This is a genomic window from Bacillus sp. NS1 (assembly GCF_058248265.1).
Window position 1 is genome coordinate 784,286 of record NZ_JBZAZF010000001.1, and the last position, 16,636, is coordinate 800,921.

Genomic DNA, 16,636 nt, shown 5'->3' on the forward strand with positions numbered 1-16,636 from the left:
ATAAGAAACCCTCTTGTCACATCCGACAAGAGGGTTTTATTATTGTGAAGCCTTCTCATTTACACAGATCAACGCAGCTTTCTGTGCTTTTGATTTTGAATTCACGAGGCAGATGCTCGTTACAATCAGCAGCAGACCCGCCAAGAGGCTTAAGGTAAGCGGTTCATGCAGAAAAATGGAGCTGGCTACGATCGAAATGAGCGGAATCAAAAAAGTATAGGAAGCGACCTTGCTTGCTTCTCCTGAACCGACAAGCGTAAAAAAGACAAGCCAGCCGAGCGCGATAACGAATACAGAGATGAACAGCAGGCTCGTGATAAACGGTACCGTCCATTGGATCGCTGAAAAGCTTTCTGTCCAAAAGCCGGATATTAGCAGAAACACGCTTCCGATCGTCAGCTGCAAGGCGACCATCCAAATGGAATCGACGCGGCTCCCTGTTTTTTTCATATATACCGTCCCGAGCGCCCAGCTGAGTGCGGAGCCGAGAGCCAGCAGAACCCCAATGACAGAAATATGCCCGCCAAAGCCCGCGGCACTAATGACGGCCACGCCGGCAAAACCGAGGATCAGCCCGATCACTTTCATGGCAAACATGGATTCGCCGAGCCATATCCAAGAAAACACGCCCATCAGAACCGGCTGAAAGAAGACGATCGCCGAAAACAGGCCCGCCGGAAGGTAATTAAGCCCGATCGTTTGCAGGCCGTAGAATAACGTAATATTTAAAAGTGCAGAAACAAAATAAATCGGCCACGTTTCGTTTAAGCGCAATTTATGAATACGCGGCAGTGCGACAATGACTAATAAAAGCCCGCCGATCAGCGTCCGGATGCCCGCAAATAACAATGGCGGTGAGTAAGCGAGCGCTGCTTTCGACAGCGGCCAATTGATGCCCCACATGATGACAAGAAAGGCGAGCAGGAGAGCTGTCCGCGTTTTTGAGAGCTGTTTCACTTTTCAATCACTCCTAGTAGAACTTTTCCATTATGATACTGTAGAATATATGATAAATAAAATGAATCTTTTTTATAAGGAGCATAAGTAAATTGTTATGACCATTACACAATTAAGGGTTTTCGTGAAAATAGCTGAAACGGGAAGCTTTACAAAAGCGGGACAGGTGCTGAACATGACACAGCCGGCTGTCAGTCATGCGATTTCTGCGATTGAAGCTGAGCTTGATGTAAAGCTTATCATACGTGACCGCCGCAATGGCCTTATGCTGACAGAGACGGGGAAAAAGATTTTAGTCCACATCAGGGAAGTTTTAAAAGGCGTTGAAAAAGTTGAGCAAGTCGCAGCCGCGGAAAAAGGCCTTGAACTAGGAACGATCCATATCGGCACATTCTCAACTGCCTCGGCTTATTTTATGCCGAAGCTGATCAGTGAGTTTAAACAAAAATATCCGAAACTGGAGCTCGTGCTGCACGAGGGAACTGTAAATGAAGTCAAGGAGTGGCTTCACACGCGGATGATAGATGTCGGCATTCTTCTGTATCCAACAGAGGAGATGGAGTATATTCGGCTGAAAAAAGACAAAATGACCGTCGTGCTCAGGGACGATCACCCGCTTTGCAGCCGTTCAGCCATTACGCTGAAAGATCTCGATCATGAACCGATGATCGTCTGTGACGGCGGCTATGAATCACCTTTTCACGATATGTTCAGGCGGGCGGGCGCTACGCTGAACGCCGCTTTCACTGTCTATAATATGAACACCTCGATCAGTATGATCAGAGAAGGACTGGGCCTGGCGATTTTATCAGAAATGTCCATGTCGGGCATGCCGCTGCCGGAGGGTGTGGTGACGCGGGATTTGGACCCGCAGATGTACCGTGATGTGCAGCTTGCTGTTCCGTCGCTGAAGGAGGCTTCTCTGGCGGCTAAGCTATTCATTGATATGGCGCAGGAACTGTTTGGAGCAGAATAACGGTGTCAACCCGTTCGTTTTATATTGTTCGAATTTCATCGAATCAAATTCTTTTATTCCTGATTGCAGTTGTGTTATGGTGTGTGAGAAGTCCTTTCGATCATGACTTGACAGCTTGAGGCTGTTTACTGATATCACAATTGCAAAGGAGAACAATATGTCTAACAACCAACGCAAAGATACCTTGCTTTCTGTTTTGAATTTATCTCCGGTTGTTCAGGGAGGAACGGTTGCGGAATCATTCCGAAACAGCATGGACTTGGCGCGCCGTGCGGAGGAATGGGGCTATCACCGCTACTGGCTTGCTGAGCATCATAATATAGAAGGTGTCGCAAGCTCTGCCACCGCGGTCCTGATCGGCCATATTGCTGGCGGCACAAAGAAAATCCGCGTCGGCTCAGGCGGTATTATGCTTCCGAACCACTCTTCACTAGTGATTGCTGAGCAATTCGGCACACTGGAAACGCTGTATCCCGGACGGATTGATCTGGGGCTCGGACGTGCGCCGGGAACAGACCAATTGACAGCAAGAGCGCTCCGCAGAAACATCAACAGCGGTGAAGATTTTCCAGAGCAATTAGAGGAACTGCGCAATTACTTTAAACCGTCAGGAAATGTGCGCAATCAAGTCCGCGCCATTCCGGGAGAGGGCATAGATGTGCCGATTTGGCTGTTGGGCTCAAGCGGCTTCAGTGCCCGTCTGGCAGGTGAACTGGGTCTTCCGTTTGCATTCGCCGCTCATTTCTCGCCGGCGAATACGGTTCCTGCTTTGGAACTGTACCGCAATTCGTTTACGCCGTCAGAAGTGCTCGACGAACCGTATGCGATGGTCGGCGTCACCATAATCGCGGCAGATACAAATGAGAAAGCGCAGCACCTTGCGACGTCGCATTATCAAAGATTTCTTGATCTTGTCCGCGGCACGCCGAATCAGCTTAAGCCGCCTGTTGAGGATATGGATCAAATCTGGAGCCCGTATGAAAAAGCGATGGTCAATGAGCAGCTGAGCTCCACGATTGTCGGCGGTCCGGAAGAAGTGAAGGCGAAGCTCGAAGACTTTGTCAAAACGACACAGGCTGATGAAATTATGGTTAACTCAGAAACCTATGAACACGCAGACAGAATGCGTTCGTTTGAAATCATCGCTGACGTGTGGAAAAACAGATAACAGCTATAAAAAAAGCAATGCAGCGGGGAGACCCATACATTGCTTTTTTTATTCATTCAGTTTTCGTGCGGACTGGCGGATGATCAATTCAGGCTCAAAAATGACATCTTCCTGTTTCGGCTTTTTATGCTCTAAGCAGTCAATGACATATTTGGCAGCTGCTTTTCCAAGCGCGGATTTCGGATGCTTCACAGAGGTTAATTTCACCTCGGAGATTTGGGCAAAATGCGAATCATCATACCCGACGATAGACATATCCTCCGGCACTTTGATATCCATCTCCCGCAGCATATCAATCACCTTCAGCGCAATTTCATCGTTATAACAAAGAATGGCTGTCGGCATATGCTTGCTGTTTTTCTCCAGTGTGGCCTTCACTTTCTCCAGCAGCTTTGATTCTTTTTCTTCCGTTGTAAATGTCACAATCATATCCGGAGAAGGGAAGAGCTCACGATCCCGGTGCGCCTGAATAAACCCGTTCATCCGCTTCACACCTTGTGTGTCATCAGCTTTAAAAATACCCATCATGTGCGTGTGGCCGAGAGAAAGGAGATGCTCTGCCGCCATCATGCCGCCTTTCACATCATCTAAGGTAAAACTCGGTGCGGCAAGCTCAGCGTATGATGCGTTAATCATCGCAAAAGGAATGCCGTTTTTCTCCAAATTTAAATAGTAGCCGATGTTTGGCGTTTGCAGGGCGCTTTTTGTCGGCTCCACGATCAATCCGTCAATATGCTGGGACAGCAGGTTTTCTAATCCTCTTCTTTCATTATCCGGGTTGTTGTTTGTGCTGGTCAGCAGCATGGAATATCCTTGCTCGCTTAAATAGGACTCAATTCCTCTAATGATGCTCGGGAAAATATAGTCTGATATGTAGGTTGTCAGAACACCGATCGTTTTATTGGAATGCAGCGCTGACTTAGCAGAGCGTGAAGCGACAAAGGTTCCTCCGCCTTGTACGCTGTACAGCAGACCTTGTGATACGAGGTCTCCGATCGCTTTACGAATGGTATGCCGGCTGACGCCGAATTGCTGCATTAATTCGTTTTCGGTAGGGATCTTTTGATCGGGCAGTATTTTGCCTTGATTAATCCATGAACTGATTTCTTCTTTTACTTGAGCGTATTTTGGTAACATATCCATTCCTCCAAAATGTATACGGACAAATTTCAGTATATCACAGCGTCCTTCGTAAGAAAACATTGACAGAAAATGCAAACAGGATTATTCTATATTTGTACGTACTAATTAAATGGAATTTTCGTTAAATTTTAATATAAGTACGTACAATTGAAGAAGTAAATGTAAACGCTTTACTTAACATTCGGGAGGGCAGGGAAATGAAGAATACTCCAACTCAATTAGAACCAAATGCTCCTGTAACAAGAAGCCATTCAATGGGATTTGTCATTTTGATCTCATGTGCGGCTGGACTTGGCGGCTTATTGTACGGTTATGACACGGCAGTGATTTCAGGCGCCATCGGTTTTCTGAAAGATTTATACAGTCTGACTCCGTTTATGGAAGGGCTTGTGATTTCCAGCATTATGATCGGAGGAGTAGCGGGCGTCGGAATTTCCGGATTTTTAAGCGACAGGTTCGGACGGAGAAAAATTTTAATGACAGCTGCTTTGTTATTTGCAATATCAGCCATCGTTTCAGCGCTTTCTCAAGACGTGTCTACCTTAATTATTGCAAGGATTATCGGAGGCCTAGGGATTGGGATGGGCTCATCACTTTCTGTTACGTACATTACGGAAGCCGCACCGCCTGCCATACGGGGAAGCCTTTCTTCTTTATATCAGCTCTTTACGATATTGGGCATTTCCGCAACGTACTTTATTAATCTCGCTGTACAGCGGTCTGGAACTTACGAATGGGGCGTGCACACCGGCTGGCGATGGATGCTTGCTTATGGAATGGTGCCGTCTGTGATCTTTTTCCTCGTATTGCTCGTCGTGCCGGAAAGTCCGAGATGGCTGGCGAAAGCGGGCAAAACAAAAGAAGCGTTAAAGATACTGACACGTATTAATGGAGAAACTGTCGCAAAAGAAGAATTAAAGAACATTGAGAACTCTTTAAAAATAGAACAAATGGGATCGATCTCCCAGCTTTTCAAGCCGGGTCTCAGAAAGGCGCTTGTCATTGGAATCCTGCTGGCGCTGTTCAACCAGGTCATCGGCATGAACGCGATTACTTACTACGGGCCGGAAATCTTCAAAATGATGGGATTCGGACAAAATGCCGGATTTGTGACAACCTGTATCGTCGGGGTTGTAGAAGTCATTTTTACCATTATTGCGGTGTTGTTGATTGATAAGGTTGGACGAAAAAAACTGATGTCCATCGGTTCTGCTTTTATGGCTATTTTTATGATCTTAATCGGAACGTCGTTCTACTTTCAGTTAACAAGCGGACTTATGCTGATCTTCTTTATTTTAGGTTTTGTGGCGGCATTTTGTGTATCTGTAGGGCCGATCACATGGATTATGATTTCTGAAATCTTCCCGAACCATCTGCGTGCGCGGGCCGCGGGCATTGCGACGATCTTTTTATGGGGAGCAAACTGGGCGATCGGACAGTTTGTGCCAATGATGATTGACTCCTTCGGGCTCGCCTATACATTCTGGATTTTTGCGGTGATTAACATCCTTTGCTTCCTGTTTGTTGTTACGATCTGTCCGGAAACAAAGAACAAATCGCTTGAAGAGATTGAAAAGCTCTGGATAAAATGAAAACGCTTTAAAATAACAGGCCCTTTCTATCGGAAGGGCTGTTTATGTTGGGATGCACCTTTTGGCGTTTTCTGTATAAGATAAAGATATATAGGAAAAAATAATGCTGGATAAAACGCTGCGGCATGAAAACTCTGCGAATATTGTCGATGAATTGACTCTTAACAGTTGAATAAACAATTCCACCCTGTTAAAATAATTAAAGAAAGCAGAAATAATTTTTTTTGGCTATGATGGGACGTTTTTTGTCATAGCGGGACATATAATGTCCAGCAAAAAAAGGAAGGAACGTTTGAGTCATGAACCAGTTAATACAAGCTCAAAAAAAATTATTGCCTGATCTTCTGCTCGTTATGCAAAAGAGGTTTGAAATCTTGCAGTATATCAGGCTGACAGAACCCATTGGGCGAAGAAGCCTGTCTGCCAGTCTCGAAATCAGCGAGCGTGTGCTGAGGGGCGAGGTTCAGTTTTTAAAGGAACAGAACCTGGTCGATATTAAAACAAACGGCATGACATTGACAGAAGAGGGCTATGAACTGCTTTCCGTTCTGGAAGATACGATGAAAGATGTTTTAGGTTTAACTCTTTTGGAAAAGACATTAAAAGAACGTTTAAATCTAAAGGATGCCATTATCGTGTCCGGAGACAGCGATCAATCCCCATGGGTCAAAAAAGAAATGGGAAGAGCAGCTGTCGCATGTATGAAAAAAAGATTTTCAGGCAAAAATATCGTCGCTGTAACTGGCGGTACGACAATTGAAGCTGTCGCCGAAATGATGACGCCGGATTCTAAAAACCGCGAGCTTTTGTTTGTGCCTGCAAGAGGCGGTTTAGGCGAAGACGTGAAAAACCAGGCGAACACCATATGCGCGCATATGGCGGAAAAGGCTTCAGGCACTTACCGGCTTTTGTTTGTTCCGGGACAGCTGTCACATAGCGCCTATTCATCTATTATTGAAGAACCTTCTGTCAAAGAGGTGCTGAATACCATTAAATCAGCGAGTATGCTGGTTCACGGAATCGGCGAAGCTAAAACTATGGCTCAGCGGAGAAACACACCTTTAGAAGACTTAAAGAAAATAGATGATCACGATGCGGTGACAGAAGCGTTTGGCTACTATTTTAATGCGGACGGCGAAGTGGTCCACAAAGTGCATTCTGTCGGAATGCAGCTGGATGACATAGACGCCATTCCCGATATTATTGCGGTAGCGGGCGGATCATCAAAAGCCGAGGCGATCGAGGCTTACTTTAAAAAGCCCCGCAACACGGTTCTCGTCACAGACGAAGGAGCCGCAAAGAAGTTATTAAGGGATGAATAATCCCTCAATATAAATATCTCTCACTTATTTAAAGGAGGAAACAATCATGGCAGTAAAAGTCGGTATTAACGGTTTTGGTCGTATTGGACGTAACGTATTCCGCGCAGCATTAAACAATCCTGAAGTTGAGGTAGTAGCGGTTAACGATTTAACAGATGCTAACATGCTGGCTCACCTTTTACAATATGATTCTGTACACGGAAAATTAGACGCTGAAGTTTCAGTTGACGGTAACAACCTTGTTGTTAACGGCAAAACAATTGAAGTTTCTGCAGAACGCGATCCTGCTAAACTTAGCTGGGGCAAACAAGGCGTTGAAATCGTAGTTGAATCTACTGGTTTCTTCACAAAACGCGCAGACGCTGCGAAACACTTAGAAGCTGGCGCGAAAAAAGTAATCATCTCTGCTCCTGCTAACGAAGAAGATATCACTATCGTTATGGGTGTTAACGAAGATAAATACGATGCGGCTAACCACGATGTTATCTCTAACGCATCTTGCACAACAAACTGCCTTGCGCCGTTTGCAAAAGTACTTAACGACAAATTCGGCATCAAACGCGGTATGATGACAACTGTTCACTCTTACACAAATGATCAGCAAATCCTTGATCTTCCGCACAAAGACTACCGTCGTGCGCGTGCAGCAGCTGAAAACATCATCCCAACTTCAACTGGTGCTGCTAAAGCAGTTTCTCTAGTTCTTCCTGAACTAAAAGGCAAACTGAACGGTGGAGCAATGCGTGTTCCAACTCCAAACGTTTCTCTAGTTGACTTGGTTGCTGAACTGAACCAAGAAGTAACAGCTGAAGAAGTAAATGCAGCTCTTAAAGAAGCAGCTGAAGGCGATCTTAAAGGAATCCTTGGCTACAGCGAAGAGCCATTAGTTTCTGGCGACTACAACGGAAACAAAAACTCTTCTACAATCGATGCTCTTTCTACAATGGTAATGGAAGGCAGCATGGTAAAAGTAATCTCTTGGTACGATAACGAAAGCGGCTACTCTAACCGCGTTGTTGACCTTGCAGCTTACATCGCAAAAAAAGGTCTTTAATTTATAGCTGAAAAAAGGACCTGACTTGGTTCTTTTGAATAGAAGCGCTATAATGAAAGCGGACAAGGGAAGGGGACGGACTCCCTTTCCCTTTTTCCATGAAGACCGGCTTTCAGAAAACGTTCTGTGACAGAGAAACGACCGCGTTTTAGCAGTTTTCCCGGCGCTTTCGCCTAAGGCCGCTGCCCTGGCTTCAGACGAACTGCCCTGTGCCGAAATAGACTGTGATCTGCCCTAGCGGAGTTATCGCTTGACCAGACGGTTTCACGTTTTTCGTGCTGTATGCAAACCATTTTGAAGGAGGATCTCCTAGGCATGAATAAGAAAACTCTCAAAGACATCGACGTAAAAGGCAAAGTTGTATTCTGCCGCGTTGACTTTAACGTTCCAATGAAAGACGGGGAAGTAACAGACGATACACGTATCCGTGCTGCGCTTCCAACTATCAAACACCTTGCAGAACAAGGCGCGAAAGTCCTTCTTGCGAGCCACTTAGGCCGCCCGAAAGGCGAAGTGGTTGAGGAGCTTCGTTTAACTCCTGTCGCTGCACGTCTAGGCGAACTGCTTGGCAAAGAAGTGAAGAAAGCAGATGAAGCTTACGGCGATGCTGTAAAAGCACAAATTTCTGACATGAAGGACGGAGACGTTCTTGTATTGGAAAACGTACGTTTCTACCCTGGTGAAGAGAAAAATGATCCTGAACTTGCAAAAGCATTTGCTGAGCTTGCGGATGTATATGTAAATGACGCATTTGGTGCTGCCCACCGTGCTCACGCATCTACAGCTGGAATTGCCGAGCATCTGCCAGCAGTTGCAGGTTTCTTAATGGAAAAAGAGCTTGACGTACTCGGAAAAGCGGTTTCTAACCCTGATCGCCCGTTCACGGCAATCATCGGCGGAGCGAAAGTAAAAGACAAAATCGGTGTGATCGAAAGTCTTCTTGATAAAGTAGACAACCTGATCATCGGTGGAGGTCTTGCTTATACATTCGTAAAAGCGCTTGGCTATGAAGTCGGTAAATCTCTTCTTGAAGAAGATAAAATCGAGCTTGCGAAATCATTTATGGACCGCGCGAAAGAAAAAGGCGTTAACTTCTATATGCCTGAAGATGTTCTTGTTGCAGATGATTTCTCTAACGATGCAAACGTGAAAATTGTGCCGATCTCTGAAATCCCTAGTGATTTAGAAGCAATCGACATTGGTACGAAAACACGCGAAACTTATGCTGACGTCATCAAAAACAGCAAACTTGTCGTGTGGAACGGACCGATGGGCGTATTCGAAATCGACTTGTTCGCTCAAGGAACAAAAGCGGTTGCGGAAGCATTGGCAGAGGCGAAAGATACATACTCTGTCATCGGCGGAGGAGACTCTGCGGCAGCGGTTGAAAAATTCGGCCTTGCTGACAAAATGAGCCACATCTCAACAGGCGGCGGCGCATCCCTTGAGTTTATGGAAGGCAAAGAGCTTCCAGGGGTAGCTGCACTAAACGATAAATAATCTCAAAACTGCTATAAGGAAGTGGAACAGATGAGAAAACCAATTATCGCCGGTAACTGGAAAATGAACAAAACACTCGGTGAAGCTGTCAGCTTCGTTGAAGAAGTGAAATCTTCCATTCCAGCAGCAGACAAAGCGGAAGCTGTTGTTTGCGCGCCAGCACTTTTCTTAGAAAAGCTTACTTCTGCTGTTAAAGGCACTGACCTAAAAGTCGGCGCTCAAAACATGCACTTCGAAGAAAGCGGCGCGTTCACAGGCGAAATCAGCCCGGTTGCTCTGAAAGACCTTGGCGTTGACTACTGCGTCATCGGCCACTCTGAGCGCCGTGAAATGTTCGCTGAAACTGATGAAACAGTTAACAAAAAAGCACATGCTGCTTTCAAACACGGCATTGTGCCGATCATCTGTGTGGGTGAAACGCTTGAAGAGCGCGAAGCCGGCAAAACAAATGATCTTGTTGCTGACCAAGTGAAAAAAGGCCTTGCTGGTCTATCTGAAGAACAAGTTGCTGCTTCTGTTATTGCGTATGAGCCAATCTGGGCAATCGGAACAGGCAAATCTTCTACAGCGAAAGATGCGAATGACGTGTGTGCGCATATCCGTAAAACCGTCGCTGAAAGCTTCAGCCAAGAAGTTGCAGACAAGCTTCGCATCCAATATGGCGGAAGCGTAAAGCCTGCAAACATTAAAGAATATATGGCAGAGTCCGATATTGACGGTGCTTTGGTCGGCGGCGCGAGCCTTGAGCCACAGTCATTCGTTCAATTATTGGAGGAAGGTCAATATGAGTAAAAAACCAGCTGCACTCATCATTCTTGATGGGTTCGGATTACGTAACGAAACAGTAGGAAACGCAGTCGCTTTAGCGAAAAAACCGAATTTTGACCGCTACTGGAACCAGTATCCTCATCAAACATTGACAGCTTCAGGCGAGGCTGTAGGTCTTCCTGAGGGACAGATGGGGAACTCCGAAGTGGGTCACTTAAATATCGGTGCGGGACGTATTGTGTACCAAAGCTTAACACGCGTAAATGTTGCCATTCGTGAAGGAGAGTTCGAACGCAATCAAACATTCCTTGACGCGATTAACAACGCGAAAGAAAACAACAAAGCCCTGCACCTGTTCGGCCTTTTATCAGACGGCGGCGTGCACAGCCACATCAATCATTTGTTCGCTTTGTTAAAGCTTGCGAAAAATGAAGGGCTGACAAAGGTTTACATTCATGGTTTCCTTGACGGCCGTGATGTAGGTCCGCAAACAGCGAAAACATACATCAAGCAGCTGAACGAAAATATCGAGGAAATCGGTGTTGGAGAAATCGCCAGCGTTTCCGGACGCTACTACTCAATGGACCGCGACAAACGCTGGGACCGTGTAGAAAAAGCGTACCGCGCAATGGCGTACGGCGAAGGCCCAACATACCGCAGTGCAATGGATGTTGTTGATGATTCATATGCGAATGGAATCTATGATGAATTCGTGATTCCGTCTGTGATTACAAAGGAAAACGGTGAGCCTGTTGCGACAATCCAAGACGGCGATTCTGTGATTTTCTATAATTTCAGACCGGACCGCGCGATTCAGATTTCTAACACGTTCACAAACAAAGATTTCCGTGATTTCGACCGCGGTGAAAATCATCCGAAAAACCTGCATTTCGTCTGCCTGACTCACTTCAGTGAGACTGTTGACGGCTATGTAGCGTTTAAACCGATAAATCTCGATAACACAGTCGGAGAAGTATTATCTCAGCACGGATTAAAACAGCTTCGAATTGCAGAAACTGAAAAGTATCCGCACGTCACGTTCTTTATGAGCGGCGGCCGTGAAGCTGAATTCCCGGGTGAAGAGCGTATTCTCATCAACTCGCCGAAAGTTGCAACATATGACTTGAAGCCTGAAATGAGTGCGTATGAAGTGAAGGACGCGCTTGTCAAAGAAATTGAAGCTGACAAGCATGACGCGATCATTCTGAACTTCGCAAACCCTGATATGGTCGGCCACTCCGGAATGGTTGAACCAACAATCAAAGCTATTGAAGCAGTGGACGAATGCTTAGGCGAAGTCGTTGACGCGATTCTCGCTAAAGGCGGACATGCTATCATTACCGCTGATCACGGTAATGCTGACATTCTGATTACAGAATCAGGCGAACCGCACACTGCGCATACGACAAACCCAGTCCCAGTGATTGTTACGAAAGAAGGCATCACGCTGCGTGAAGGCGGAATCCTAGGCGACCTTGCACCAACGTTATTAGACCTTCTCGGTGTTGAAAAACCGAAAGAAATGACAGGAACATCTTTAATTCAAAAATAATTTGAAATTAAAAGGAGAGACAAAACTTATGCCATACATTGTTGATGTTTATGCACGCGAAGTATTAGACTCCCGCGGCAACCCAACAGTTGAAGTTGAAGTATATACAGAAACAGGAGCTTTCGGACGCGCATTAGTGCCAAGCGGAGCTTCTACAGGTGAATACGAAGCAGTTGAACTTCGTGACGGCGACAAAGACCGTTACCTTGGAAAAGGCGTGTTAACAGCTGTTAACAACGTAAACGAAATCATTTCTCCAGAGCTTCTTGGCTTTGATGTAACTGAGCAAAATGCAATCGATCAGCTTTTAATCGAGCTTGACGGTACTGAAAACAAAGGCAAACTCGGTGCGAATGCAATCCTTGGCGTATCTATGGCTTGTGCGCGCGCAGCAGCTGATTTCTTACAGATTCCTCTTTACCAATACCTTGGAGGATTCAACTCAAAAACTCTTCCTGTACCGATGATGAACATCGTAAACGGCGGAGAGCATGCTGATAACAACGTGGATATTCAAGAATTCATGATCATGCCTGTAGGTGCTCCTAACTTCCGTGAAGCACTTCGCATGGGCGCTCAAATCTTCCACAGCCTGAAATCAGTTCTTTCTGCTAAAGGAATGAACACAGCTGTAGGTGATGAAGGCGGATTCGCTCCAAACCTTGGTTCTAACGAAGAAGCGCTTCAAACAATCGTTGAAGCAATCGAAAAAGCCGGCTTCAAACCTGGCGAAGAAGTGAAGCTTGCAATGGATGCTGCATCTTCTGAGTTCTACAACAAAGAAGACGGCAAATACCATCTGTCTGGCGAAGGCGTTGTGAAAACATCTGCTGAAATGGTTGACTGGTACGAAGAAATGGTTTCTAAATACCCAATCATCTCTATCGAAGACGGACTTGACGAAAACGACTGGGAAGGCCACAAGCTTCTTACTGAGCGTCTTGGCAAAAAAGTTCAGCTTGTCGGTGATGACCTCTTCGTTACAAACACGAAAAAACTTGCTGAAGGTATCAAAAACGGCGTAGGCAACTCTATCCTGATCAAAGTAAACCAAATCGGTACATTGACTGAAACATTCGATGCGATCGAAATGGCGAAACGCGCAGGCTACACTGCTGTTATCTCTCACCGTTCTGGTGAAACTGAAGACAGCACAATCGCTGACATTGCTGTGGCAACAAACGCAGGACAAATCAAAACAGGTGCTCCGTCTCGTACGGACCGTGTTGCGAAATACAACCAGCTTCTTCGCATCGAAGATCAGTTGGCTGAAACTGCTCAATACCACGGTATTAACTCTTTCTACAACTTGAATAAGTAATAACATGACCGCCGGGATTTTTCTCGGCGGTTTTTTATGCTTTACAGATCCAAATAAAGCCTCACCATATCGCGGCATTGAATCCCGTTTTCAAAAATATCCTCATCATAATGTCTGACAAAGAAATCGTGGTCGATCGCCTGCAGGCGGAATCCGCATTTTTGATAGAGAGAAAGCTGATGAATGCTGGAATTCCCCGTGCCGATTTCAATCGTGTTTGCCCCCAGCTCCTTTGCCTTTTCAATGGCGTCCTGTACAAGCTGTTTGCCAAAACCCTTCTTTTGAAGAGACTCTTTTACGGCAATATTTACAATTTCGACCGTTTGTGGTCTTGTTTTTATCAAAACATAAACACCTGCAAGCTCATCATCTGCCCAGGCCGTGTAACATTCTCCTCTCTCAAGATATTCATCAACAATTTCTTTCGACGGATCGGCGAGCAGCAGCAGCTCGTACAGCGCATGATCATAGTTTTTCGCTTTTTGAATGGTGAGCTTTTGCACGTTCATACCACCTTTTCACATGTTAATAGAGATATTTTCGTGATTTCCTCCAATTTCATACCATTCTATTATAAAATATGTAACATAGGAAATCTGTACAAAATAGTGGATAACAAATAGGAGGAAAGTCACATGTTTTGTAAGGAATGTGGTCAAAAAAATAATGAAGGGGCCAAATTTTGTAAAGAATGCGGCACCCCGATCGGAGGGAGCAGCAGACAGGCAAATAAAGAAACAGCAAGCACTGCAGAAACGAGGCAGGCTCCGCGAAAACCAATCTCTAAGAAGACCATCGTTTTATGGAGCAGCATTGCCGCAGCGTGCGTCATATTATTCGCTGCATATAAAACCGGAGCGTATTTTACTTCAAAGGATAGGTTAGTCGACAAATTTGAAGAGGCTGTAAATGATGAGGATAAAGAGCAAATCGCATCTCTCCTTACGCCGGTAAATGACAAGCTTAAGCTTACTAAAAATAATGTAAAACCGTTTCTTACCTATTTAAAGGATCATCCTGACAAAAAAGATGAGCTTTTTGCATCGCTGCGTGCTGAAACAGCCCAGAAGGACATCGTATATACGGAAAAAGATGGGAAAAGCTTGCTAGTTTTTGACCATTATGACTTAAAGATAGCACCTGTTTATTTTGAAGTGACCAGCAATTATAAAAATACCGATCTATATGTCAATAAAGAGGATGCCGGATCTGTAAAGAAAGCGGATCAAGCACAAACCCTCGGGCCTTACATTCCCGGCGAATATACCGTCTCAGCCAAACTGAAAAACGATGTAGTCGATCTTGTGAAAAAGGAAGACATACAGGCGGTTGGCGATAACAGCTTTCGTGTTGATCTTTCATTGGAAGCAGACGATGTGACATTCAGGTTAGCGGATGACATCAAGAGCGGGAAGGGAGACTTGCTGATTAACGGCAAATCGATTCATAAAGACCCGTTCAAACCCGTATCATACGGTCCTCTTCTGACAGACGGATCCATGACGGCTTCGGTCGAAGCAGAGTTTCCATGGGGGAAAACAAAAACAGCGGGCGTTCCGATCGATCAAAAAGAAATGGAGTTAACGTTAATTCCTGATCAAGATACTCAGGAAACGGTTATGAACACGATTGTCAAAACAACAAAACAGTACTCCAAAGCGCTATCAGATGGGAATACAGCCCAGATGACAGAGGCTGGTGCCAAATGGAAAGCAGAGACGAAGGATACCGTCGATTCTATGAAAAACACGGATTCATACTTAAAGGATAAATACCTAGAAACTGATTTTGATCTGGATACATTCGCGCTCTCTCAGAAAAACGACGGGACGTGGCAGGTATCGGTAACAGGGAAAGAACTTCACCAGTCTTCATCATATAACGACTATTCAAAATCCGAAATGACTGATGACAGCCCGAGTTACGAATATATTCTTTCATATGATAAAAAACAGAAAAAGTGGATTTTCGAAGATGCAGAATCAACATTCGAATCTTCCGGTTCAAATATAAAGAAAATCAAAAATGATAAACCGGAGACGTACACATCCGCCTGGGAAGGCTCGAAAAATAAAGACAGTAAAAGCTCTGCAAGCGGGGATGTGACAGATGAACAAGTGACATTATTTATGGGCAGTTATCTGCAAAGTCAGGCAGATGCCGTGAATCAAAATAACTTCTCGCTGATGGAAGACAGTCTTGAAAAAGGCAGTTCTCTTTATTCCGACCAGCAGCATCTCGTTGCGAAGTTAAATAAAGAGGGGACAACAGAAGACTTTAATAACTATGAAGTGAAAAGCTGGAGCCAAAATGGATCAGCTATCACGATTAAGACATATGAAGAATTCTATATCACAAAATCAGGCGGCAGTCCAAAGCTTAGAACATATAACTGGACCTATACCGGTACAGTGAAAAACGGAAGAATTTACTTAACGTCTATTCAATAAAAACAGCCCCATCACTAGCAGGTGATGGGGCTGTTTTTTAAAAGAGCATATAACGGAAAATCTCTTTAATATAGTGTTCGATGATTAACTGAAATGTAACGCAGGTGATCAGATAAATGATAATCGTTGGGTAAATGATATCAACCTTTCCTTTATATGAATGCTGATAACTGCTCAGCATCGCAGGAGGAATGGCAAAGAATGCACCGATTAAACCAACGGCTAACACGGTGAAGCAAATGTCTGTATGTAATAAAAAGAATAAAAGGGCAAGAATCAAAATAGCCGTAAACGGAATGAGAAACGCACCAAATCTGGAAAATGAATCTTTGAAAGACACTTGGTTTCCCGCGATTTTCAGGGCGAAAAAGATGCATGCATGCAGGCCAAATAGAAATAACATAAAATAAATCGTTGGCTCTAAAAAGACTGCTGTAAAGCTTACGCTTCCGGGACCGTCTGAAAAAAGAATATAAAACATCAAAGGGGTCAGCAAACTGAACAGAACCAACGTGATGATTGCGCTGATCAGCTGTTCTCCTCCTGTTGTTTTACATTCCTGATAAGGGCGTTTCAGGACGGCCAAGACAAATGAACCGAACTGCTTTGCTGCTTGTTTTGCAGCGGCTCCGGTTTGCGCTGCCTGCTGTTGGCTTGATTGACCAGGGAGCGGCGATCCACATTTCTCACAAAACTTTCCGCCATCTGTTTGATGGCCGCATTGAGGACAATACATAAAATAACTCCTTTACCTGTAATATAGGGAAAATAGACTACTAGTTTTATTATAAAAGAAAAAAGTTGTAAAGTAACCAATATTCATACAAAAATGA

The 16,636-nt window shown here is 44.9% G+C and carries 14 protein-coding genes; 10 read left to right on the forward strand and 4 right to left on the reverse strand.

Translation table 11 applies throughout. The annotated features are described in order from the left end of the window. Positions 1–39 precede the first annotated feature (39 nt). Complete coding sequence (locus tag AC4CV5_RS03910; protein WP_166848287.1) at positions 40–957, reverse strand: DMT family transporter; 918 nt, start codon at positions 955–957, stop codon at positions 40–42. Positions 958–1,054: 97 nt separating this feature from the next. Here AC4CV5_RS03910 and AC4CV5_RS03915 point away from each other — a divergent pair, with 97 nt between their 5' ends. Both AC4CV5_RS03915 and AC4CV5_RS03920 read left to right on the forward strand, forming a co-directional pair. Then, positions 1,055–1,933, forward strand: a complete 879-nt coding sequence (locus tag AC4CV5_RS03915; RefSeq protein WP_490922110.1) for a LysR family transcriptional regulator — start codon at positions 1,055–1,057, stop codon at positions 1,931–1,933. A 157-nt stretch (positions 1,934–2,090) separates the two neighbouring features. Then, on the forward strand, positions 2,091–3,101 hold the full coding sequence (locus tag AC4CV5_RS03920) for an LLM class flavin-dependent oxidoreductase (protein WP_166848293.1): 1,011 nt from the start codon (positions 2,091–2,093) through the stop codon (positions 3,099–3,101). Positions 3,102–3,149: 48 nt separating this feature from the next. Here AC4CV5_RS03920 and araR read toward each other — a convergent pair whose 3' ends face one another. Further along, positions 3,150–4,238 carry an arabinose utilization transcriptional regulator AraR gene (gene araR / locus AC4CV5_RS03925; protein ID WP_326222111.1) on the reverse strand — a complete coding sequence of 363 codons (1,089 nt, stop codon included), beginning with the start codon at positions 4,236–4,238 and terminating at the stop codon, positions 3,150–3,152. Positions 4,239–4,441: 203 nt separating this feature from the next. On the opposite strand from araR, the gene araE reads away from it, so the two are divergent. The 7 genes from araE (at position 4,442) to eno (ending at position 13,353) form a co-directional block, all read left to right on the forward strand. Next, the gene (araE, locus tag AC4CV5_RS03930) at positions 4,442–5,836 is read left to right on the forward strand and encodes an arabinose-proton symporter AraE (protein ID WP_166848299.1); all 1,395 of its coding nucleotides are present in this window, start codon (positions 4,442–4,444) and stop codon (positions 5,834–5,836) included. A gap of 299 nt (positions 5,837–6,135) precedes the next feature. Further along, positions 6,136–7,158, forward strand: a complete 1,023-nt coding sequence (gene cggR / locus AC4CV5_RS03935) for a gapA transcriptional regulator CggR (RefSeq protein ID WP_166848322.1) — start codon at positions 6,136–6,138, stop codon at positions 7,156–7,158. Positions 7,159–7,204: 46 nt separating this feature from the next. Next, the gene (gene gap, locus AC4CV5_RS03940; RefSeq protein ID WP_003219957.1) at positions 7,205–8,212 is read left to right on the forward strand and encodes a type I glyceraldehyde-3-phosphate dehydrogenase; all 1,008 of its coding nucleotides are present in this window, start codon (positions 7,205–7,207) and stop codon (positions 8,210–8,212) included. A gap of 315 nt (positions 8,213–8,527) precedes the next feature. Next, a complete protein-coding gene (locus AC4CV5_RS03945; RefSeq protein WP_166848325.1) occupies positions 8,528–9,712 on the forward strand; it encodes a phosphoglycerate kinase in 1,185 nt (394 codons plus the stop codon). Positions 9,713–9,742: 30 nt separating this feature from the next. Beyond that, complete coding sequence (gene tpiA, locus AC4CV5_RS03950; RefSeq protein WP_003219962.1) at positions 9,743–10,504, forward strand: triose-phosphate isomerase; 762 nt, start codon at positions 9,743–9,745, stop codon at positions 10,502–10,504. Further along, positions 10,497–12,032, forward strand: coding sequence for a 2,3-bisphosphoglycerate-independent phosphoglycerate mutase (gpmI, locus tag AC4CV5_RS03955; RefSeq protein ID WP_166848328.1), 1,536 nt, complete (start codon positions 10,497–10,499; stop codon positions 12,030–12,032). Before tpiA ends, gpmI begins: the two co-directional genes overlap by 8 nt. Positions 12,033–12,060: 28 nt before the next feature. After that, positions 12,061–13,353: a phosphopyruvate hydratase gene (gene eno, locus AC4CV5_RS03960; RefSeq protein ID WP_007409956.1), complete on the forward strand. Its 1,293-nt coding sequence runs from the start codon at positions 12,061–12,063 to the stop codon at positions 13,351–13,353. A gap of 41 nt (positions 13,354–13,394) precedes the next feature. Here the strand turns inward: eno and AC4CV5_RS03965 are convergent, their stop codons facing one another. Continuing rightward, the gene (locus tag AC4CV5_RS03965) at positions 13,395–13,862 is read right to left on the reverse strand and encodes a GNAT family N-acetyltransferase (protein WP_490922111.1); all 468 of its coding nucleotides are present in this window, start codon (positions 13,860–13,862) and stop codon (positions 13,395–13,397) included. A gap of 126 nt (positions 13,863–13,988) precedes the next feature. On the opposite strand from AC4CV5_RS03965, the gene AC4CV5_RS03970 reads away from it, so the two are divergent. Then, positions 13,989–15,803, forward strand: coding sequence for a zinc ribbon domain-containing protein (locus AC4CV5_RS03970; protein ID WP_490922112.1), 1,815 nt, complete (start codon positions 13,989–13,991; stop codon positions 15,801–15,803). Positions 15,804–15,840: 37 nt separating this feature from the next. On the opposite strand, the gene AC4CV5_RS03975 is transcribed toward AC4CV5_RS03970, so the two are convergent. Beyond that, entirely contained in the window at positions 15,841–16,539 is a 699-nt protein-coding gene (locus AC4CV5_RS03975; RefSeq protein ID WP_166848336.1) for a zinc ribbon domain-containing protein, read from the reverse strand. Between the last annotated feature and the right edge of the window lie 97 nt (positions 16,540–16,636).